The sequence below is a fragment of the Janthinobacterium glycogeni genome (assembly GCF_051380725.1).
In the GTDB taxonomy this organism is placed as follows: Bacteria; Pseudomonadota; Gammaproteobacteria; order Burkholderiales; family Burkholderiaceae_D; genus Janthinobacterium.
Window position 1 is genome coordinate 63110 of sequence record NZ_JBNYXP010000012.1, and the last position, 20984, is coordinate 84093.

General features: G+C 62.1%; 21 protein-coding genes, 1 other RNA gene and 1 pseudogene. 15 read left to right on the top strand and 8 right to left on the bottom strand.

Annotation, left to right across the window (positions count from 1 at the left end; translation table 11 throughout):
• Nucleotides 1-76: 76 nt before the first annotated feature.
• Both ACQ4W4_RS22925 and ACQ4W4_RS22930 read left to right on the top strand, forming a co-directional pair.
• Nucleotides 77-1204, top strand: a complete 1128-nt coding sequence (locus tag ACQ4W4_RS22925; protein ID WP_436543913.1) for a cytochrome P450 family protein — start codon at nucleotides 77-79, stop codon at nucleotides 1202-1204.
• Entirely contained in the window at nucleotides 1201-1548 is a 348-nt protein-coding gene (locus ACQ4W4_RS22930; RefSeq protein WP_436543914.1) for an antibiotic biosynthesis monooxygenase family protein, read from the top strand. The genes ACQ4W4_RS22925 and ACQ4W4_RS22930 overlap by 4 nt, the downstream gene beginning before the upstream one ends.
• On the opposite strand, the gene ACQ4W4_RS22935 is transcribed toward ACQ4W4_RS22930, so the two are convergent.
• Nucleotides 1545-1997: a hypothetical protein gene (locus ACQ4W4_RS22935; RefSeq protein ID WP_436543915.1), complete on the bottom strand. Its 453-nt coding sequence runs from the start codon at nucleotides 1995-1997 to the stop codon at nucleotides 1545-1547. The genes ACQ4W4_RS22930 and ACQ4W4_RS22935 overlap by 4 nt on opposite strands.
• 178 nt (nucleotides 1998-2175) lie before the next feature.
• Here ACQ4W4_RS22935 and ACQ4W4_RS22940 point away from each other — a divergent pair, with 178 nt between their 5' ends.
• A complete protein-coding gene (locus ACQ4W4_RS22940; protein WP_436543916.1) occupies nucleotides 2176-2442 on the top strand; it encodes a hypothetical protein in 267 nt (88 codons plus the stop codon).
• 89 nt (nucleotides 2443-2531) lie between these two features.
• Here ACQ4W4_RS22940 and rpoH read toward each other — a convergent pair whose 3' ends face one another.
• The 6 genes and pseudogenes from rpoH to ACQ4W4_RS22970 all read right to left on the bottom strand — a co-directional run.
• Entirely contained in the window at nucleotides 2532-3425 is an 894-nt protein-coding gene (gene rpoH, locus ACQ4W4_RS22945; protein ID WP_070222520.1) for an RNA polymerase sigma factor RpoH, read from the bottom strand.
• A gap of 405 nt (nucleotides 3426-3830) precedes the next feature.
• Nucleotides 3831-4751 (bottom strand): permease-like cell division protein FtsX, encoded by a 921-nt coding sequence (gene ftsX, locus ACQ4W4_RS22950; protein WP_070222518.1) that lies wholly within the window; start codon nucleotides 4749-4751, stop codon nucleotides 3831-3833.
• Complete coding sequence (locus ACQ4W4_RS22955) at nucleotides 4748-5491, bottom strand: cell division ATP-binding protein FtsE (RefSeq protein WP_436543917.1); 744 nt, start codon at nucleotides 5489-5491, stop codon at nucleotides 4748-4750. Before ACQ4W4_RS22955 ends, ftsX begins: the two co-directional genes overlap by 4 nt.
• 8 nt (nucleotides 5492-5499) lie before the next feature.
• Nucleotides 5500-6558, bottom strand: a complete 1059-nt coding sequence (gene ftsY / locus ACQ4W4_RS22960; RefSeq protein WP_436543918.1) for a signal recognition particle-docking protein FtsY — start codon at nucleotides 6556-6558, stop codon at nucleotides 5500-5502.
• Between the two features lie 164 nt (nucleotides 6559-6722).
• Nucleotides 6723-7334, bottom strand: a complete 612-nt coding sequence (locus ACQ4W4_RS22965) for a cobalamin B12-binding domain-containing protein (RefSeq protein ID WP_436543973.1) — start codon at nucleotides 7332-7334, stop codon at nucleotides 6723-6725.
• A gap of 123 nt (nucleotides 7335-7457) precedes the next feature.
• Nucleotides 7458-7682 (bottom strand): annotated as a pseudogene (locus ACQ4W4_RS22970) (MerR family transcriptional regulator); the annotation flags it as partial.
• A 185-nt stretch (nucleotides 7683-7867) separates the two neighbouring features.
• Here ACQ4W4_RS22970 and ACQ4W4_RS22975 point away from each other — a divergent pair.
• From ACQ4W4_RS22975 to ACQ4W4_RS23020, 10 genes are all read left to right on the top strand, one after another.
• Nucleotides 7868-9181, top strand: coding sequence for an NAD(P)/FAD-dependent oxidoreductase (locus ACQ4W4_RS22975; RefSeq protein ID WP_436543919.1), 1314 nt, complete (start codon nucleotides 7868-7870; stop codon nucleotides 9179-9181).
• The gene (locus ACQ4W4_RS22980) at nucleotides 9171-9968 is read left to right on the top strand and encodes a DUF1365 domain-containing protein (protein ID WP_436543920.1); all 798 of its coding nucleotides are present in this window, start codon (nucleotides 9171-9173) and stop codon (nucleotides 9966-9968) included. The genes ACQ4W4_RS22975 and ACQ4W4_RS22980 overlap by 11 nt, the downstream gene beginning before the upstream one ends.
• Nucleotides 9965-11206: a class I SAM-dependent methyltransferase gene (locus ACQ4W4_RS22985; RefSeq protein WP_436543921.1), complete on the top strand. Its 1242-nt coding sequence runs from the start codon at nucleotides 9965-9967 to the stop codon at nucleotides 11204-11206. The genes ACQ4W4_RS22980 and ACQ4W4_RS22985 overlap by 4 nt, the downstream gene beginning before the upstream one ends.
• A gap of 2 nt (nucleotides 11207-11208) precedes the next feature.
• Nucleotides 11209-11757 carry a chalcone isomerase family protein gene (locus ACQ4W4_RS22990; RefSeq protein WP_436543922.1) on the top strand — a complete coding sequence of 183 codons (549 nt, stop codon included), beginning with the start codon at nucleotides 11209-11211 and terminating at the stop codon, nucleotides 11755-11757.
• Nucleotides 11754-13037: an MFS transporter gene (locus ACQ4W4_RS22995; protein WP_436543923.1), complete on the top strand. Its 1284-nt coding sequence runs from the start codon at nucleotides 11754-11756 to the stop codon at nucleotides 13035-13037. The genes ACQ4W4_RS22990 and ACQ4W4_RS22995 overlap by 4 nt, the downstream gene beginning before the upstream one ends.
• Entirely contained in the window at nucleotides 13025-13585 is a 561-nt protein-coding gene (locus tag ACQ4W4_RS23000; RefSeq protein ID WP_436543924.1) for a DUF3833 domain-containing protein, read from the top strand. Before ACQ4W4_RS22995 ends, ACQ4W4_RS23000 begins: the two co-directional genes overlap by 13 nt.
• A complete protein-coding gene (locus ACQ4W4_RS23005) occupies nucleotides 13582-14349 on the top strand; it encodes an SDR family NAD(P)-dependent oxidoreductase (protein ID WP_436543925.1) in 768 nt (255 codons plus the stop codon). The genes ACQ4W4_RS23000 and ACQ4W4_RS23005 overlap by 4 nt, the downstream gene beginning before the upstream one ends.
• Nucleotides 14346-14801 carry a nuclear transport factor 2 family protein gene (locus ACQ4W4_RS23010; RefSeq protein WP_436543926.1) on the top strand — a complete coding sequence of 152 codons (456 nt, stop codon included), beginning with the start codon at nucleotides 14346-14348 and terminating at the stop codon, nucleotides 14799-14801. The genes ACQ4W4_RS23005 and ACQ4W4_RS23010 overlap by 4 nt, the downstream gene beginning before the upstream one ends.
• A 973-nt stretch (nucleotides 14802-15774) precedes the next feature.
• The gene (locus tag ACQ4W4_RS23015) at nucleotides 15775-16872 is read left to right on the top strand and encodes a porin (protein ID WP_099409845.1); all 1098 of its coding nucleotides are present in this window, start codon (nucleotides 15775-15777) and stop codon (nucleotides 16870-16872) included.
• Nucleotides 16873-17023: 151 nt separating this feature from the next.
• Nucleotides 17024-17566: a hypothetical protein gene (locus ACQ4W4_RS23020; protein ID WP_436543927.1), complete on the top strand. Its 543-nt coding sequence runs from the start codon at nucleotides 17024-17026 to the stop codon at nucleotides 17564-17566.
• 73 nt (nucleotides 17567-17639) lie between these two features.
• Here the strand turns inward: ACQ4W4_RS23020 and ACQ4W4_RS23025 are convergent, their stop codons facing one another.
• Nucleotides 17640-19343 (bottom strand): thiamine pyrophosphate-binding protein, encoded by a 1704-nt coding sequence (locus ACQ4W4_RS23025; protein WP_436543928.1) that lies wholly within the window; start codon nucleotides 19341-19343, stop codon nucleotides 17640-17642.
• A gap of 203 nt (nucleotides 19344-19546) precedes the next feature.
• Here ACQ4W4_RS23025 and rnpB point away from each other — a divergent pair.
• Nucleotides 19547-19886: RNase P RNA component class A (gene rnpB / locus ACQ4W4_RS23030), an RNA gene on the top strand.
• Nucleotides 19887-20548: 662 nt separating this feature from the next.
• Nucleotides 20549-20977, top strand: coding sequence for a division/cell wall cluster transcriptional repressor MraZ (mraZ, locus tag ACQ4W4_RS23035; protein ID WP_034748899.1), 429 nt, complete (start codon nucleotides 20549-20551; stop codon nucleotides 20975-20977).
• The last annotated feature ends 7 nt before the right edge of the window (nucleotides 20978-20984 follow it).

Sequence of the window (20984 nt, forward strand, 5' to 3'; positions counted from 1 at the left end):
GATTCGTTCGTGGGCGAAGTGTTGTCGTGGAAGGGGCAGCATACTCGTGTCCCCACCTTACTGCAATGGAATGCGCATGCCGCTGCCCGACTTTGTTCTCGCCCCCGCCGACCCTTTTTCCGCCGTCACCCACGCGGCGCCGTATGACTACTATCGCCGCCTGGCGGACGGCCCGCCGCTGCGTTTCGAGGCGTCGCTCGATTGCTGGCTGGCGACGGGCACGGCCGGCGTGCGGACCGTGCTCGAGCATCCCGCTTGCCGCGTGCGCCCGCCGGGCTTGGGCGTGCCGCTCAACCTGGCGGGCACGCCGTGCGGCGCAATTTTTGCCGAACTGGTGCGCATGAACGACGGCGAACGGCATACCGTGCCAAAACAGGTGCTGGCGCGCGCCTTGGCCCAGGTGGACCTGGCGCGCCTGCAGGAGCGGGTGCTGCAGATTGCCGGCAAGCGCGTTCCCGCCAGCGCCGCCCAGCTGAACGATGCGCTGTTCGAGCTGCCCCTGTTCGGCATGGCGGACTTGCTGGGCTTTGCGCCAGCGCAGTGGCCGGCGCTGGCCGCCTGGACGCGCGATTTTGTCGCTTGTTTGTCGCCGCTGAGCAATGAGGAACAAGTGGCCGGCGCCCAGGACGCGGCCAACGCCTTGCTGCACGGTTTTACCGTGTTGCTGCGCGAGGCGGATGCCTTGCCCGGCAGCTTGCTGCACGACATCGTGACCGGGGCGGATGCCGTCGGCTGGCAGGCGTCTGGCGGCGTGCTGGCCAACCTCGTGGGCTTGCTGTCGCAGACGTGCGACGCCACGGCCGGCTTGCTGGGCAATGCCGTCGTGGCCTTGCGCGCGCAGCCGGATTTATCCGCGCAACTGCGTGCCGCGCCCCGGCTGTGGCCGGCTGTGCTGCGCGAGGTCAGCCGGCATGATCCCCCCATCCACAACACGCGCCGCTACACGGCCGATGCCGTGGAATTGCTCGGCGTGCGCATACCGGCCGGGCAGATGATCGTCGTGGTGCTGGCCAGCGCCGGCTGTGCGGAGTCAGGCTTTGGCCATGGCCGTCACGCCTGTCCGGGCCAGTCCATCGCACACTCCATCGCCACTGCATGCCTGCAGGCATGGGCCGGCGGGCTGGAAGACATGCCGCTGGCCTGGTCGTACCGGCCTTCGCTGAACGCCCGCATCCCCCTCTTCAGCGATGGAGAAAGAGCATGATCGCCGTGATCTTCGAAGTCTGGCCCAGCGCCGAAGGGCGGCAGCAGTATCTGGACCTGGCGGCGGCACTGCGTCCCTTGCTCGATGAAGTCGATGGTTTCATTTCCATCGAACGCTTCAGCAGCCTGAGCGAGCCAGGCAAATTGCTGTCGCTATCGTTTTTTCGCGATGAAGCGGCGCTGGCGCAATGGCGGCAGCTGGAAGCGCACCGCGCGGCGCAAACGGCCGGCCGGCAGGGCGTGTTTGACGACTACCGGCTGCGCATTGCCGCCGTCGTGCGCGATTACGGCATGCTGGACCGGCAGCAGGCGCCGGCCGACAGCCGGCGGCGCCACAGCGTTTAGCGTGGCAGTGCGCCCTGCGTGATTTTCACTTTGACCCGGTAGGTGGGCTCGGCCGCGTTGAGGGCGGGCGGCGTGGCCGGATCGACATCGAGCAGGGTGAACGTCAGATGGTTGACGGTCACGGAACTGGCGGCGCCGGGCATGGACTCGGACAAGACGATGTCGGTGGCGCCCGCGCTGTTGAGCAAACTGAAACTGTAGCTGACGTAGCCTTTCCACACGCACACGGCGCCCTTGCGGCAGCGGCTGTCGTTGACGCGCTCGAGTTTCAGGGTATCGGTGGCCGTGATGGCGACCTGTTCGCCCGGCGAGAGCACGTGGGTGACGCTGCGCGGCGTGTTTTCCGCGTCGCCGGCGCTGCCGGCCGCGCCGCAGCCCGCCAGCACGGCCAGGCAGGCGATGAACAGGGGGAGCAGCAAAGTACGATAAGAGTGGCTCAGGTAATGCATGGTTTTCCTTTCAGGTGGAGCGTCCCCGGCGTGGCGTCTACGCGTGGGATGAAAATGATAATAGCAAAATGATATTTTTCCGGCGCACCATTGGTGCATTGCCGATGAATTGACGCGCCGGCCACGCGGCGCGCCGATTACTGCGTAGAATGGCTGTTTTGAAAATCAGGAAACAACCATGAAAAAAACCGACCTGGCCAAAAGCGATGCCAAGAAACTGATGGGAAAGATGAATGTTCCCGGCGCCGGTGCATTCGGTAAGGAAGCGGTGGTCGTCGACCGCCGCGAGCAGCGCAAGCGCGATCAGGCCCTGGGCCTGGTACCCTTCGCCGTCAAGCTGAACAGCGATCTGGTCTTGCAATTGCAGAACATCGCCAAGGAGCGCGGCGCGGATCTGAATGAAGTCGTCGCCGAGCTGATCACCAAGGGCTTGGCTGCAGCATAAGGGCTGACAATGTTTATCTGTTGATAAATATCATTTATAAAACTAAAAGGCGCCTTGCGGCGCCTTTTGCATTATGGCATTGCTTTCGATTACACGTAGGCGGCCAGGGCGCCCTTCATTTTTTTCAGCGCCGCCACTTCGATCTGGCGGATGCGCTCGGCCGATACGCCGAACTCTTCCGCCAAGGCGTGCAGGGTGGCGCCCGAGCCGTCGTCGTTGGCCAGCCAGCGCGCTTCGATGATGCGGCGCGAACGGGCGTCCAGCTTCGACAGGGCCGTTTCCAGGCCTTCCGATTGCAGGCGCGTCACTTGCTCCGCTTCCAGCACCTTGGTCGGCTCGCTTTGCTCCGACGACAGGTAGGCGATCGGCGAAAACTTGTCGTCTTCATCGTCGGTCGGCGACTCCAGCGCGATGTCGCGGCCGCTCAAGCGCGTTTCCATTTCGATCACTTCTTCGCGCTTCACGTCAAGCAGCTTGGCCAGCGCATCGATCTGCTTCGGCGTCATCGCATCGAGGCCCGTCTTGTGGCTGCGCAGATTGAAGAACAGCTTGCGCTGCGCCTTCGTCGTCGCGACCTTGACCAGGCGCCAGTTTTTCAGGATGTACTCATGCATCTCGGCTTTCACCCAGTGCATGGCGTACGACACCAGGCGCACGCCCTGGTCCGGATCGAAACGTTTCACGGCTTTCATCAAGCCGATATTGCCTTCCTGAATCAGGTCGGCATGCGGCAAGCCATAGCCCAGATAGCCGCGGGCAATCGAGACCACCAGACGCAGGTGCGACAGCACCAGCTCTTGCGCGGCGGCCAGGTCATTTTTTTCGCGCAGGCGTTTCGCCAGCGAAATTTCTTCGTCGTGGGTCAACATGGGCAGACGGTTCACGGCCGAAATATAGGCATCGATATTGCCCAGATTGCCAGTGAATCCGAGGCCCAGCGCATTACTTTTGGTCGGAACCAATGCGGACGTTGCGGACATCATAGTCATGTTTTCTCCCTCGTAGTCTTGCTTTGTTCCAGTTGGCCACATCACGCGACGTGGCAGCTTGTATCTTCGTTTTTGCGTATTCGGTCTTGCACTTTGCAGATCGCGGCACCATCTTGATCTGGCGTCCATGGCGGTTCTGCTGTTGGTATGTCCCTATATTAGCACTCTCTGCCTGAGAGTGCCAATCAGCACATTTAATCGTCCTGATAGCTTAAATACTATGGTGATCTAATGCTTGATATCTATCTATGAACAGCGCGAGATAGCGCTTTACGACAACGTAGCTAGTCTACGGCCTCTGGCTGAAGCGAGCCTTAAGAATACTTGCTAAATATCAAGATAACAGCAGATGGGGCGAGGCGCATGGCGGCACCGCAGGCGCCGCCATGGGAGGGAAGGTCAGTTCAGGCGCGCCAGGTGGCGCTGCACGCAGAGGAAGGCGCCGATCAGGCCCAGGCCGGCGCTGACGGCCAGCAAGCCTGCCATCGGCAGCGGCGCCAGCGGTACCAGCTGGAATTCGGACGCATACAGGCGGGCGAATTCGGCAATCGCGGTATTGAGCGGCTGCAAGGCCAGCGCCACGGCGCCCAGCGCCAGCGCGCCCGCGCACAGGCCCAGCAGGGCGCCCGTGTAATAGAAGGGGCGGTGGATGAAGGTGTCCGTGGCGCCGATCAGTTTCGAGATGCTGATTTCATCGCGCTGCTGCATCACCTGCAGGCGGATGGTATTGAAGACCACGGCGATGACGGCCACGCCCAGGGTGATCGCCAGCAGCAGCAGCACCAGGCGCAGCACGCCCAGCAGGGCCGCGAGGCGCTTGACCCAGGCCGAATCGACTTGCGCCGATTCCACGCCGGGCAGGTGGCGCAGCTGTTCCGCCACGGCATCGACATCCTGCGCTTCACTAGCGCTGCTGAAGGCGTCGAGTTTCAGCACATAGCTGTCGGGCAGGGGATTGTCGCCCAGGGTGCTGAGCACGTCGGCCAGGCCGTTCTTGTTTTTCAGCGTGTCGAGCGCCTGTTCGCGCGGGATGAAGACGATCTTCGCCTTCTGCTCGCCGACGATCTTGCGCATCGCGCTGGCCAGGGCCACGGCTTGCTCGCGCGGCGTGTCGATCTTCAGGAAGACGCTGATTTCCGGGTCGACCGACATCTGTTCCGACATCGGGCGCACATTGTCGAGCATGGTCAAGCCGGCGAACGGCAGCGACAGGGCGATGGCGACGACGAGCACGTTCAAGAGAAAGCCGCCTGGCGACTTGCGCAAGTGAATCAGCGCCGAACCGAGCGCGAAGCGGTGTTGACGGAACCAGCCTCTCATGTCTGTTCTCCCTGCGCGTCGTCCTGGTCGGGGGCGGGCGCAAAGTCGGGATCGGGCGGGGCGAAGACGGGCGCTTGCGTAGCCTTGTCGATGGCGACCAGCTGGCCGTTCTTCAGGTGGATCACGCGGGCGGCGGCGTCGAGCATCTGTTCGTCATGGCTGGAAATGAGGCAGGTCACGCCTACCGAGTGAAATGCTTTGATGGCGTCGAGCACCTTGTTGGCGCTGGCGCGGTCCAGGTTGGCCGTCGGTTCGTCGGCCAGGATGATCTGCGGCCGGTTGACGATGGCGCGCGCGATCGACACGCGCTGCTGCTCGCCGCCCGACAGCGACAGCGGACGCGCCATGGCGCGGTCCAGCAATCCCACCTTGTCGAGCGCGGCGCGCGCGCGCTGCTCGGCGGCAACTTTATGCGCGCCGACGACGAGCAGCGGCAGCATGACGTTGGCCAGGATGGAGCGGTCGTTCAGCAATTTTTGCTGCTGGAAGATCAGGCCCATGTTGCGGCGCAGGAAAGGCACGCCGGCCGGCTTGATCTTCGCCATGTCCTGGCCATTGACGATCAGCTTGCCCGACGTGGGGCGTTCCATGGCGGCGATCATTTTCAGCAGGGTGGACTTGCCGGCGCCGGACGGGCCGGCCAGGAAGACCAGCTCGCCTTTGCCAATACTGAGCGAAATGTCGCTGAGCGCCACGGCGTCGGGGGAGTATTGCTTGGAGACGTGCTGAAATTCAATCATGTATAGGCTTATCCGAGCAGCGCTTCGACAAATTCGGCAGCCACGAAGGGCTGCAAGTCTTCAATTTTCTCACCGATGCCGATGAAATACACGGGCACGGGGCGTACGCGGGCAATTGCCGCCAGCACGCCGCCCTTGGCCGTGCCGTCCAGTTTGGTGATCACCAGGCCGCTCAACTGCAGGGCGTCGTCGAAGGCTTTCACTTGCATGAGGGCGTTCTGACCCGTGTTGCCGTCGATCACGAGCAGCGTTTCATGGGGCGCGCCATCCATGCCCTTGCCGATCACGCGCTTGATTTTCTTCAATTCTTCCATCAGGTGCAACTGCGTCGGCAGGCGGCCCGCCGTGTCGACCATGACCACGTCGATGCCGCGCGCCTTTGCCGACTGCACGGAGTCATAGGCCACGGCGGCCGGATCGCCCGATTCCTGCGAAATCACGGTGACGTTGTTGCGCTCGCCCCAGACCATCAGCTGCTCGCGCGCGGCGGCGCGGAAGGTGTCGCCCGCCGCCAGCAGCACGGATTGCTTGTTCGACTGCATGTGTTTGGCCAGCTTGCCGATGGTGGTGGTCTTGCCGGCGCCATTCACGCCGGAAATCATCATCACCAGCGGCTTGTGGCGGCCCAGCTCGAAACGCTTTTCCAGCGGCGAGAGCAGGTCGATCAGCAGCACTTTCAGCGCGGCCTTCACGGCGGCGGCGTCGAGCAGCTTGTCTTCCTTGACCTTTTTCTTCAATTCCGTCAGCAGGAATTCGGTGGCGTCGATGCCGGCGTCGGACATCAGCAGCGCCGCTTCCAGCTCTTCGTACAGGGCGTCGTCGATCTTCGCGCCGACGAACAGCACGGACAGGGTGTTCGAGGTTTTCGACAGGCCCGCTTTCAGGCGCGTCATCCACGATTTTTTCTCGGGTTCGGCGGCCACGATCACAGGAACGAGCTCGGCCGGCGCGCCGCTCAGGGGCGTGGCGGCAGGCTGCGGGGCAGGCGGCGTGGCGGCGGGAGGGACGAGGGGCTCGGCTGCGGCAGCCTCGGGAGCGATGGGTTTTTTCTTGAAGAAACTAAACATGGATGTGTGGTGGCGGGTGCTGACCTAAGGCCCGGCGGCGCCGGACACTGTGTTACGGGCTATTCTACCAGAGCGCGCCCGGCCCTTCATGCTTTACTGTTCGATTGGCAACATTGCGTGCCTATCCACGAAGATCGCCGCAGTTGCCGCGCTTTTCAACGGGTTCAGTGCGTTTGCAGGGCCAGCGCCTGGTGGCGGCGGCGCCAGTCGGCGATGCTTTCGTCGACTTGCCGCAAGTCCAGCACATGCAGGAAAGAGGGCGGCTGCCTGGTCAGCACGGGACTGCGTCCCCCTGCCCACAATTCCATGCTTGGCGGCAAATTCGCATGCAATTGCTGCAGGCTGTCGCGTGTCTGCCGCTGCTTGCTGGCGCTGGAAAACGACAGCGCCACGATATCGGCCCGCTGCGCGCGGGCGGCCGCGACGATGTCCGTCAGCGGCGTTTCCACCCCCAGCGACATGCAATGGGCGCCGGCCGCCGCGCACAGCGCCTCGGCCATCAGCAGCCCCAGGCCATGGCGCTCCTGCGGCAGGGTGCTGAGGACGATGCGCGGCGTGCGCGTCGATGGGGTGCTTGCCTGTGGCAGGGAAAAGATGGCGTGGCGCATCACCGTTTGCAAGGTTTCGCTATACAGATGCTCTTCATACACGGCCAGGTCGCCGCAGGCCCACGCCTCGCCGACCATGCCGGTGAGGGGGGCGATCACATCGATGGTGAACGCTTTCAAGCCCAGCACGGCCAGCGCCTGGCGCAGGGCGTTGCCCAGTTCCGCCATCTGGTGGCCACGGCACAGCGACAGGTAGTGTTCGAGCTGCGGGGGCGGCGTCGACGGCGCCGCGCTGCCGGCGCTGGCCAGCTGCTGCAGTTGCACGGTGCTGTGCTGCATGATTTTGCCCGGACGAAAACCGAGGTCCAGCAGGCGCTTGACCACGCGCAACTTCTGCACTTGCTCGGCCGGGTAGCTGCGCTCGCCAAAGGCGTCGCGCTGAGGCTGGGGAAAAGCGTAGCGGCGCTCCCAGACACGCAAGGTTTCCTTGGCCAGCCCGGTATCGCGCTCGACATCGCTGATGCTGAAGGCGGAAGTAGGTTGCAGGTCAGTATCCATACCGGGGCTTGCTCGCATGCCAAAAAGAACGTGGAGTGCATTTTACGCCTTCCGCCGCCCCGGACCAAATAGCTGAATCCGATTGGAAATTGCCGACGTATAAGTTGTTGCACGGCCGAGCGCGCTCATTGACATAAATCAATATTTAATCGATTATCCGTGAGGCTCGTTTTGTCCAGGACAAACTTAATACAGGTGTACTCATGAAGATTGCCGTCGTCGGAGCAGGAATTGCAGGTTTGTCGTGTGCCTATCGCCTGGCGCAGGCGGGCCAGGATGTTACCTTGTACGAGGCGGGCGACTATTTTGGCGGCCACAGTCATACGGTCGATGTCACGCTCGACGGCGTCACGCATGGCGTCGACACGGGTTTTCTCGTGTTTAACCACGCCACCTATCCGAACCTGGTGCAACTGTTTGACGAACTCGGTGTCGAGGCGGCCGACAGCGACATGTCGTTTTCCGTGAAGATGCCGCTGGGCACCTCGTCCGATGCCCGCGTGCTGGAATGGGCGGGCGCCAATTTCGATACCGTGTTCACGCAGCGCAGCAATCTGCTGCGCCCCGCCTTCCTGCGCATGCTGCGCGATATCGTGCGTTTCAACCGCCAGGCCAGCGCGCTGGCCATGGCCGGCGTACTGGCGCCGGCCATGTCGCTGGGCGAGTTTCTCGACCTGCACGGCTATGGTGACGAGTTCCGCCACTGGTATCTGCTGCCGATGGCCGCCTGCATCTGGTCGTGCCCGGCGCGCCAGATGCTGGCCTTTCCCTTGGCCACTTTCATCCGTTTCTGCCACAACCACGGCTTGCTGCAAGTGAGCAACCGGCCGCAATGGCGCACCGTGCGGGGCGGCGCGCGCGTGTACGTGGAAAAACTGCTGGCCGGCATTCCGCAGCAGCGCCTGGCGTGCCCCGTGCTGGCCGTGCGACGCCAGCCGCACGGCGGCGCGCGCATGGTCGAGCTACACACGGCGGCCGGCGTCGAGCATGCCGATCACGTCGTGCTCGCCTGCCACAGCGACCAGTCGCTGGCGTTGCTGGCGGACATCCGCGACGACGAGCGCTCCGTGCTTGAAGCCGTGCGCTACCAGCCCAACCGGGCCGTGCTGCATACGGACTCCTCCTGCCTGCCGCAGCGCCGCCGCGCCTGGTCGGCCTGGAATTACCAGGGCCGTCCGGCCGCGCAGGAGGGCGAATCGCCGCAGGTCTGCGTGCATTATTTGCTGAACCAGTTGCAGCCTTTGCCCTTTGCCACGCCCGTCATCGTCTCGCTCAATCCGCTTGACGAGCCCGATCCGGCCAGCATCATCGACGCGTTTTCGTATGCCCACCCCGTGTTCGATGGCGCGGCCATTGCCGCCCAGGCGCGCCTGGCCGGTTTCCAGGGCGCGCAGCACACGTGGTTCGCGGGCGCCTGGACGGGCTACGGTTTCCATGAAGACGGCTTGAAGTCGGGCCTGGCCGTGGCGCAAATACTCAATGGCATGGCGGCGGCGGAGCTCGGCCATGCCGCGTAACTCATCGCCGCCCGTGCCGCCGCAGCCGCAGCTGTGCCTGGGACAGGTGCGGCATGCGCGGCTGCGTCCGCGTGCCCATGCTTTCAGTTACGGCATGTTTTATCTGCGCCTGCCCTTGCGCAGCCTGGGCGCGCACGATTTTCCTGCCCGCCTGATCTCGCGCAACCGCGCCAATGTGCTGTCCTTCCGCGACAGCGACCATGGCGACGGCACGACGCCGCTGCTGGACTGGATCGACGGCCTCCTGCGCCAGCACGGCGTGGATGACGCGGGCGGCGAAATCTGGCTGCAAACCATGCCGCGCCTGTTCGGCTACGTCTTCAATCCCGTCAGTTTCTGGTTTTGCCACCGCCCGGACGGCGCGCTGCGCGCCGTGGTCTGCGACGTGCGCAATACCTTCGGCGAGCGCCACCTGTACTTGCTCGAGCAGGGCGGGGCCATCGCGTATGGCAGCGAGTTGCGCGCCAATAAGATTTTCCACGTGTCGCCGTTTTGCAAAGTGGAAGGAAATTATCGTTTCCATTTCCTGCGCAACAGTGAACAGGATGGCGAGCGCCACCTGGCGCGGGTCGATTATGACGACCTCGACGGTCCTATTTTGCAGACGAGCTTGTCCGGCACGGCGCAGCCGCTGCGCGATGGCGCCATCGCCTGGGCTCTGCTGCGCTACCCGCTGATGACGTTTGGCGTGATGGCGCGCATCCATTGGCAAGCCTTGCGCCTGTGGCTGCGCCGTGTGCCGTTTTTCAGCAAACCCCACCCTCCACAAGAAAAGGTGTCCCGATGAGCTCCGACTCCCTGCCGACCGGCCTGCATGCGCGCAGCAGTTCCACTCCCTCGCATGGGCATGCGCACCTGGACATGCCCGCTGCCGGGCGCATGATCGTGCGCCTGTTGCAAAAACTGCAGCATGGCGCGCTGCGCCTGCGCACGCCCGATGGCAGCATCTTGCTGTACGGCGACGCCAGCCACCCCGTTACCCTGGACTTGCACAACTGGCGGCTGTGCGCGGCCGTCCTGCGCTCGGGCGACATCGGTTTTGCGGAAACGTTTATCGCCGGCGACTGGCGCACGGACAATTTGCCGGGTTTGATCGAGCTGATGATACGCAACCGCGCACAGATAGAGTCCTTGATCTACGGCAACTGGTGGGGCAATCTGCTCTACAAGCTGCGGCATTTGCTCAACCGCAATTCGCGCGCGGGCAGCAGGAAAAATATCCACGCCCATTACGACATCGGCAACGCCTTTTATCAACTGTGGCTGGATCCGTCGATGACGTATTCGAGTGCGCTGTTTAGCGAAGGCGCCAGCCTGGAGCAGGCGCAAGGGGCGAAATACCGGCGCATCGCCGAGCAGCTGCAATTGCAGCCAGGCGCCAAGGTGCTGGAAATCGGCTGCGGCTGGGGCGGTTTCGCGGAAACGGCGGCGCGCAGCTACGGCGCCCACGTGACGGGCCTGACCTTGTCGACAGAACAGCTGGCATATGCGCGCCAGCGCCTGCAGGATGCGGGGCTGGCAGGGCAGGCCGACCTGCAGCTGCGCGATTACCGCGACAGCGCCGGCCAGTACGACGCCATCGCCTCGATCGAGATGTTCGAAGCCGTGGGGCAACGCTACTGGCCCGGCTATTTCGCCTGTGTGGCGCGCAACCTGAAGCCGGGCGGTCGCGCCTGCATCCAGACCATCGTCATCGCCGACGACTTGTTCGAGCGCTACAGCAAGAGCACGGATTTCATTCAACAGTACATTTTCCCGGGCGGCATGCTGCCTTCTCCGGCCGAATTTCGCCGCGCCGCCGAGGCGCAGGGCTTGCGCGTGGAAGATGCTTTCCGCTTTGGCCTCGATTACGCGGAAACCTTGCGCCAGTGGCGCGCCAGCTTCCTGGCCCAGCGCACGGCGCTGGAAAAGCAGGGTTTCGATGGCCGTTTCCTGTTGACCTGGGAGTTTTACCTCGCATATTGCGAGGCCGCGTTCCAGGCGCACAACACGGATGTGATGCAATTTACCCTGGTGAAGGACTGACCATGCGCCGCCTGCTTGCCACTGTTGTGCTGTCATTGACCATGTTGGGCGCCGCGGCCGCGCCGCCTGCCTTTATCGCCGCCGACGTGCCCGAGGCCCGGCTGGCGGGGGAGGGCGAATACACGTGGTTCGGCATGCGTATTTATCGGGCACAACTGTGGGTGGGACCGCAAGGCTACCAGGGCGCGGCGTCCGAGACGGCGCCCTTCGTGCTGGAATTGCGCTACGCGCGCTCGCTCGACGGCAAGAAGATCGCCGAAGCCAGTTATGAACAGATGCAGAAAATCGGCGCCGGCACGCCGGAGCAGCGCCTGGCGTGGCTGGCCACCATGCAGCGCATCTTTCCTGACGTCAAGGAGGACCAGCGTATCGCGGGCGTCTACCGGGCCGGCATCGCGCCCGGCGTGCGCTTTTATCTCGATGGCAAGGTGCTGGCCGACGTGAGCGATGGGGATTTCGCGCGCGCATTTTTCGCCATCTGGCTCGCGCCGTCGACCACGGCGCCCAAGCTGCGCGCGGCCTTGCTGCTGAATGCGGCGCCGCTGCCATGAAATCGGTGGCTAGCGCGTTGACCTTGCCGGCCTTGTTCAGTTATGGCCTGTTCGGCTTGCCGCTGGCCATGCTGGCGCTGCCCATCTATATTTATGTGGCGCCGTTTTATGCGCAGCGCAGCAGTCTTGACCTGGCGCAGATCGGCGCCGTGCTGCTGGCGGCGCGCATCGCCGCCGCCTTCATCGATCCGGCCCTGGGCGCCTGGATGGCGCGCGGCGGGCGCAGTTATGCCGTGCTTGTCGGCGCCGCCTTGCCCTTGCTGCTGCTGGGCTTCGGGGCCCTGTTCCATCCGCCGTCCATGCCGCAAGCGGCTACCCTGGCCTGGTTCCTGGCCGCCTTGCTGCTCGTCTACACCGCCTATGGCCTGGCCGGCATCGCGCACCAGAGCTGGGGCGCGGCCCTGAGCCAGGCGCGCGGCCAGCGTGCGCGCGTGGCGGCCGTGCGCGAAGGCTGCGGCTTGCTCGGCGTGATCCTGGCGGCCGGCCTGACTTCCGTGCTCGGCTATGACGGCTTGTCGCTGGCCTTTGCCTTCTGCCTGCTGGGGGCGGGTGCGCTGCTGCTGGCGCGCGCACCGCGTCCCGCCTTGCGCAGCGCCGGGGAAGCGGTTTCCGGCAAAGGCTGGAAGCTGCCCTTTCGCCAGCGCGCGTTTCGCTGGCTGTTTGCCGTCCTGCTCGTCAACGGCGTGGCGGCCGCCATCCCCGCCACCCTGTTCCTGTTCTTTGCCAGCGATTATCTGCGCCTGGGGCATTACGCGGGACCGTTCCTGATCGTCTACTTTTGCGCGGCGGCCGCCTCGATGCCCGTGTGGGTGGCGCTGGCGCGCCGCTTTGGCGAGGCGCGCGCCTGGGGCGGCGCCATGCTGCTGGCCGCGACCGTGTTTGTCTGGGCATATGGCCTGGGCGCGGGCGCCGTCTGGGGCTTTGCCGCGATTTGCCTGCTGTCGAGCCTGGCGCTGGGCGCCGACCTGGCCTTGCCGCCAGCCCTGCTGACAGGGCTGATAGCCGCGGCAGGCCATGCCGGGCGGCACGAAGCGGCATACTTCGGCTGGTGGAACTGGGGCGTGCAAATGAGCCTGGCGCTGGCGGCCGGGATCGCCTTGCCCCTGCTGGCCTGGCTCGGCTATGTGCCAGGCAACAGCAGCAGCGGCTTGCCGGCCCTGGCTGCCGCCTACGCCTTGCTGCCCTGCGCCTTGAAATTGCTGGCGGCGCTGCTGCTGTGGCGCGCGCCGCTACAACATATATATAGTGAACCCGGGGAGTATCGACCATGTACCTCATGAAATGCTGCCGGCGCGGCATGACGGCCGCCGCCTTGCTGCTGGCGCTGGCCGCCTGTTCCACGCCGCCCACGCCCGCCACCTACGCGCAGGAAACACCCAAGCTGGACCTGCAACAGTACTTCAACGGCACGCTCGACGCCCACGGCATCTTCCAGGACCGCTCCGGCAAGGTCGTGAAACGTTTTACCGTGGTCATGCGCGCCAGCTGGCAGGGTGAGACGGGTATTCTGGACGAGGATTTCACGTATTCGGACGGCAGCCGCCAACGGCGCGTGTGGACCTTGCGCAAGACGGCGCCCGGGCGCTTCATCGGCACGGCGCCCGACGTGATCGGCGAGGCCGTCGGCGAAGTGGCTGGCAATGCCTTGCGCTGGCAATACGTGCTGGCGCTGCCCGTCGATGGCACGGTCTACCACGTCGACTTCGAGGACTGGATGTTCTTGATGGACGACAAGGTCATGCTGAACCGCGCCGCCATGAGCAAGTTCGGCTTCAGCCTGGGCGCTGTCACTCTATCGTTCAGCAAGCGTCCGCAGGCGGCCCCATGAATCGCAAGATCACCAGCTGGGCCGGCAAACGCGTGTGGATCATCGGCGCTTCCAGCGGCATCGGCGCCGCCTGCGCCACCTTGCTGCTGGGGCAAGGCGCCAGCGTGGCCCTGTCGGCCCGTCACCGCGCCAGCCTCGAGCAGTTGTGCGAGGGACAGCCGCTGGCGCAGGCATTGCCGCTCGATATCACCGAGCATGCGCAAGTGCGGGCCGTGTGCGTGGAGTTGCAGCGGCAGTGGACGCATATCGACCTGATACTGGTGGTCGCTGGCGGCTATCAGGCCATGCGCGCCGATAGCTTCGACCTTGAGGCGGCCCAAGGCTTGCTGGCCCTGAATGTGGGCGGCGTCTTCAATTGCCTGGAACAGGCTTTGCCGTGGCTGTTGCGCCAGGGCAGCGGTGGCATCGGCATCGTCGCCTCGGTGGCCGGCTATGGCGGCTTGCCCAAGGCGCTCGCGTACGGCGCCAGCAAGGCCGCGCTGATCAACCTGACGGAGTCGCTGTATCTGGATTTACATCCACGCGGGATTGATGTGTATCAAATCAACCCCGGTTTTGTCGCCACGCCTTTGACAGCGAACAACGATTTCACCATGCCGGCCCTGATGACGGCGCAGGATGCGGCGGCCGCCATGCTCGACGGCATCGAGCGGGGGCAGTTTCACATCCACTTTCCCAAACGCTTTACCAATACCATGCGCCTGGCGCGGCTGTTGCCGTACCGCGCCTATTTCTGGCTGATCCGCAAGGTGACGGGCGTATGAGCACAAGCATGCTGGACACGGAAGGCGTGGAACAGGCGCTGGCGCGTCTGGTGGCATTTTACGAGCACCTGAGTCTGGAAAGCCTGGCTCAGCTGGGCGCCGTGTACGCGCCAGACGCCCATTTCAAGGACCCGTTCAACGAGGTGGCGGGGCATGCCGCCATTCTGGCCATCTTCGAGCACATGTTCGCGCAGGTCGATGCGCCCCGGTTTGTCGTGCTGGAAAGCCTGGGGCAGGGGCAGCAAGCCTTCCTGACCTGGGAGTTTCGCTTCCGCATGAAACGACTGGTATCTGGCGAACAATGCATACGCGGCGCGACACATGTGCGCTTCGATGCGCAGGGACGGGTGCTCGTGCACCGCGATTATTGGGATGTGGCGGAAGAGTTGTATGAAAAACTGCCGTTGCTGGGCGGTTTCATGCGCCTGCTCCGGCGGGCAAGCCAGCGCTAAGCTTGTTTTTCTATGCCTTTAAGAAAAAAATGCAAAAAAGAAAAGTAAAAGGTGTGGAATGGAGCCGCTGAAAACTTGATTTCGGTCAAAGTGTCGTTTTTTTGACACAAATATCTCAAAATATTGAGAAGGCAACATTGTAAGAAATTGTTTCAAGTGATGCGCAATTTGCAAGCAAGAGTCGTACTCATCCGTTCCAATCGGATGGTGGAAGCGTAGGCTGGAAAACATGGAAAACATTTCTATGTGAGCAATTTAAATTACCGGAAAGTCAGTAATTGTGTTGATACTCTGCCTATTTTTTTGACGCGTGCGCCGACGTCGAAAATAGCTCCTACGCCCCTGAATAATGCGGCAACGCACCAAAAATGGGCACATGCATTCCCGTTTTTGGGCGTTCGGCAGCAAACATTGCCGATGCCGTGTATGCTTCATCCCGTTTATCCATTATCGCCTGACAAATTGTGCGCTTTGTCGCGTAAATCTTGGAGGGCAAATGAGGGGTAAAGCATGTTGACGTTTTAATCACTCGCCTGATACTGTTGCACTAATACAACGGGTGTCGACTAGGCATGCGCTATGATGGAATGGTCAATCAGGCCAATGCATTGGTTGGCAAGGGGCACTGGCTCTGTCGCGTAGTACGGTTGGCGATGGTCGGGATGCCTGAAAAAGCCCCCGGCCTGGTACCGGAAGTAACATGTTGGAACTTGATGGAATGTGAAACGGTCGTTATAGTGCCGCTTCCGGTGCCGTTTGAGCACCGAACCGGCGCACGAATGACGGTCGTTATGCAGCCTTCAAGCTTATCGGTGCAATAGCGTGCCGATACCGATATGAATGTTCCTCTGACCGGAACAGCAATGTGGCAGGTGGAGACCTTGCCCTCACTCATAAAAAGCGCTCTGCTAGAGCGCAGCTCGAGATGCATAGGCTGTATTACTTTTTGCTTCAAAAATTAAAGGAAATCGCAATGAAAAAAACTCTGATCACCCTGGCAGTTCTGGCAGCAGCCACCGGCGTAGCCCAAGCTCAATCGAGCGTTGTTATCTACGGTACCGTTGACGCTGGTTTCGTCAGCGAGCGCGGCGGCGTTAACGGCAACGTTAACAAACTGGACAGCGGCATTGCTTCGGCTTCCCGTATCGGCTTCAAAGGCACCGAAGATCTGGGCAGCGGCCTGTCGGCACTGTTCGTTCTGGAATCGGGCTTCGGCGTAGACAATGGTACGCAAGACAAAGCTGGTTCGATCTTCAATCGTCAATCGTACATCGGCCTGAGCAGCAAAACGACCGGTACCCTGACCCTGGGTCGTCAATACACGCCTTGGTACAACACCCTGTCGAAAGTTGCTGATCCATTCGCAGTGGGCTACGCTGGTTCGGCCAAGAACTTGTTCCCATCGAAAGCACTGACCCGCACCAGCAACACCGTGCTGTACACCACGCCAAACTTCAACGGCTTTGACGCTGACGTGGCTTACACCTTCGGCGAAAAAGCTGAGTCGAACAAAATCGGTCGTCAAATCGGCGCGTCGGTTGGCTACTCGAACGGTCCTTTGAACGCACGTCTGGCTTACAACACCACCAGCAACGACACCGCAACGACCGAATCCGGTAGCGCACGTAACTGGTTGGCTGCAGCTAACTACGACTTCGCAGTTGCTAAAGCTTACATCGCATACGGTTCCAACAAAGGTAACAACAGCGCTGTAGCTAACAACGCCAAGGAAAACGCTGACGGCACGTTCTCGACCGTCAACTCGTTCAACTACAATACCGCTGCTTACAGCAACGACAGCAACAACATCCTGGTTGGCGCTACCGTACCTGTTGGCCCAGCTGGCACCGTAATGGCTTCGTTCATCCGCACGAACGACAAAGCTGGTACGAACGCTGATGCTGATCAATGGGCACTGGGCTACTCGTACGCTCTGTCGAAGCGCACCAGCACCTACGCTTCGTACGCTAAAATCAAGAACAAAAACAACGCTGGCTACACCGTTGGTAACAACAGCAATGTTGGTACGGGCGACAAAGCCTTCAACGTTGGCGTTCGTCACTCGTTCTAATACTCGCGCAAGCGAAGCTTAGTTCCGCTGCAGCCATCCCTCCGGGGATGTCTGCCAGCAAAGAAACGCGTCTCCAGGCTAGTCCTGGCGGCGCGTTTTTGCATGTGCGGCGCCAGTTATAATGGCGCCGTTACCCAAGTAAAGGAATGCCATGTATTCATTCACCTCGCCGCGCCTGGCCGCCATGCTGGCCGCGCTGCTGCTCGCTGGCGCCACGGGCGCCGCTTTTGCCGCCGTCAAGGGCAAGAAGCCGGCCGGACTGGAGCGCTATGGCGTGGCCGTCTACTCCGACCTGTGCCTGCAAAAGGATAGCGGCGAAATCGGCGGCCAGCGCGTCACCCTGCACCGCTTTGCCGAGGCCGATTCCGTCATCTATGAATTCACGGCAGGCGCCCTGAGCTGGCCTATCGTGGCCAACGACGTCAACCTGGACGCTGCCACGGGCGCCTTCGACTTCACCATCGCCGGCGCCGACAGCGAAGAGCGCACCATCGTCGGCAAGTTTTCCAAAGATGGCCAGACCCTGACCCTGGAAGGCGATTACTGCGGCGGCAACGTGCGCATGCCGATGAAGCTGAGCCGCGTGCGCGATTTCGGCCGCCCCCTGAAAAACTGCACGCCGTGCCCGCCGATGCCGGAAGCGCCGGCCGAGGCAGTGCCGTCCCAGGAAAGCGCGCCAGTGCCCGCCGCCTGAGCGATCACCGCCGTCAACAAGAAAAAGGCCCGGTATCGACCGGGCCTTTGCTATTTTCAGCCTCGCAAGGGGCTTATTTGGCCGCTTGCGCCTTTTCCGCATTCGCGCGGATGGTGGCGAGTGTCGCGTTCGGCGTGATCAGGTTGCCGTCGTAGCGCAGCTCGATCAGGGCCGGCAAGTTGTGCGCCCTGGCATGCGCCAGCGCCCGCTGCAGGGCAGGGGCGAACTCTTCCGTCGTATTGACCACTTCGCCGTGCGCGCCGTATGCCTGCGCCAGCGCCGCAAAATCGGGGTTGTGCAGGGTCGTGCCCGACACGCGGCCCGGGTAGTCGCGTTCCTGGTGCATGCGGATGGTGCCGAACATCTGGTTATTGAAGACGATGATGACCACGCCCGCCTGGTATTGGACGGCGGTGGCCAGTTCCTGGCCATTCATCATGTATTCGCCATCGCCGGCGAACGTAATCACGGTGCGATCCGGGTGCACGATCTTCGCCGCCACGCCGGACGGCACGCCGTAGCCCATGGCGCCGTTCGTCGGCGCCAGCTGGGTGCGCAGGCCGCCGTAGCGATAAAAACGGTGCGCCCATGAGGCGTAGTTGCCGGCGCCGTTCGTCAGGATGGTATCAAGAGGTGCTTGCGCCATGATCTCCTGCGTCACCTGCCACAGGTCCAGCGGCGACTGGCCATCGCGGAAGATGGGCGGCTGCTCCTGGTAGGCGGCCAGCTCGGCCTTGGCTTCCGCGGGCGTATGTTGCCAGGCGGATGCGTCGACGGGGGCCATGGCGGCCAGCATGGCGCACACTTGCGGCATGCCGCTGTTAATCATCAGTTCGGCCTGGTAAACGCTGCCCAGCTCCTCGGCGTCCGTATGGATGTGCACCAGGCGCTGGCGCGGCACGGGCGAGTCGAACAGCGTGTAGCCGCCCGTCGTCATTTCGCCCAGACGGGGGCCGATGGCGATGACCAGATCGGCATTTTTCACGCGCGCGGCCAGTTTCGGGTTGATGCCGATGCCGACGTCGCCGATGTAGTTCGGGTGTGCATTGTCGAGCAAGTCCTGGAAGCGGAAGGCGCAGGCGACGGGCAGCTGGTTGCTTTCCGCGAACTGCTGCAGGTCGGCGCACGCTTGCGGCGTCCAGGTGGTGCCGCCGAGCAACACCAGCGGCTGTTTCGCGGCGGCCAGCATGCTGCGCAGCTGCTGCAGCTGGGCGTCCGATGGCGCCGCCTGCACGCTCTGGTAGGCGCGCGTGTCGGCCACCGTGGCCAGCGAAATGAGCATGTCTTCGGGCAAGGCCAGCACGACGGGGCCGGGACGCCCGCTGGTGGCCACCTGGAAGGCGCGCGCCAGGTATTCGGGGATGCGCTCGGCGCGGTCGATCTGCGCCACCCACTTGGCCATCTGGCCGTACATGCGGCGGTAGTCGATTTCCTGGAATGCTTCGCGGTCGACGAAATCGTTGCCCACCTGGCCGATGAACAGGATCATCGGGGTGGAGTCCTGGTAAGCCGTGTGCACGCCGATCGAGGCGTTGGTGGCGCCCGGACCGCGCGTGACGAAACAGATGCCCGGCTTGCCCGTCAGCTTGCCGTAGGCTTCGGCCATGAAGGCGGCGCCGCCTTCCTGGCGGTTGATGATGAAGCGGATGCCCGAGTCGTGCAGGGCGTCGAGCACATCCAGGTAGCTTTCGCCAGGCACGCCAAAGGCGGTGTCGACACCGTGGATCTGCAGGGCATCGACCAGGATCTGGCCGCCGGTACGGGGTTGTTGCGTCATGTTCGGCTCTTTATATTCTAGTTGGGTGGCAAAGAAATGGGGCAAGCGGTGCGCATGCGCCTGCATGCAGGCAGCTTGCCCCATTCATTCTATGTGAGCCGATTTGGCCCGGCTTTTGAAATGGCGACACCGAATTACACAATCGCCCGGCTGGTGCGGCGCGCTTTTGCAGAAACATGCTGCGGCGCGGTACAATGGCGGGTGAAGCAGGCCAGACAGTCGCTGGCCGGCGCAGCAATGCGCTGGCGGGAGGAAGGTCCGGACTCCATAGAGCGGGGTGACGGTTAACGGCCGTCCGTCGAAAGCCGCAAGGTATAAGGCGAGGAATAGGGCCACAGAGACGAGCGTATTAAGTTACGGTGAAACGCGGTAACCTCCACCTGGTGCAATTTCAAATAGGCACGCGATGATGCTGCTCGCGGAGCGTGCGGGTAGAAAGCTTGAGCGCCCGAGTAATCTGGCGCCTAGAGGAATGACTGTCATAGCGCCAACCTGCAAGGGAAGGCGCCGTAACAAAATCCGGCCTATCGGCCTGCTTCACTTGAATTCCTGTTCCCTGGCTTGTCGGGGAGTATCTTGATCACAGCATTTTGCATGCTGCGCACCAAGCAAAAGCCCCCGCAACGGGGCTTTTTTTGTTTCTAAAAATATAGCAACGAAGATAAAGTTGTATATACAACTAAAGATGAACAATTGGTTAAAGTTTCTTAGTTCCAATTAATTGCTGCAGCGCAAAAATAATTTTCCCGTGTCAGGCCAGGCCCGGAAAACAGGGCGGGTATGCACCATGGGCGATTGTTTTTTGCTTTAAACCAAGTCTTTCTCTGCCGCTGCTGGCCGTTGTGCCTGGATGACGAAAGTATTGTCATGTGTCAACTAACTGTAAAAAATTCAATTTTTTGATTTCGTTTTTTTCGATGTTTACGGTAGGAAAACACATGTGTGCAGATGAGGTAGCACATTCACTATCTTTCATAAGTATCTAATTTATCGATATATTTTTATTTGAGACTCCTTCAACGATCTGCGCTAAGTCCTTAATTTCATTAATAAAATTCCTGTTTTGCCAATCGGAAACCGCTTGACCACTATCTTTGCTTCCTCTAAAGTGGGCAACTGTGTGAAAAAGTGTGTTTTTGTGGGAAATTTTCCCTTTCCATCGCGATGCGCAAGCGTCGCAAGCCAAGCTCAAAAAAAGGTCTTCCGTGTTTCAAGGCGCGTCCGCAATCAATCTCGATGCCAAAGGCAGGATGTCTATCCCTGCCAAGCACCGTGACGCGCTGGCGATTCAATGCGAAGGCCGTTTGACCCTGACCAAACACCCCGATGGCTGCCTGCTGTTTTTCCCCCGTCCCGTGTGGGAAAGCCACCGCCAGCAAATCGCCGCCTGGCCCATGTCGGCGCGCGCCTGGCAGCGCATCTTCCTCGGCAACGCCGTCGACGTCGAGCTGGACTCGGCGGGCCGCGTGCTGATTTCGCCTGAATTGCGCAATGCCGTCGGGCTGGCGCGCGAAGTGATGATGATCGGCATGGGCAGCCACTTTGAAATATGGGATGCCGCCAAATTGGCCGACAAAGAACAGCAGGCGATCGATGCCGGCACCCCCGATGTACTTTCCAATTTTTCTTTCTAAGGCTCCG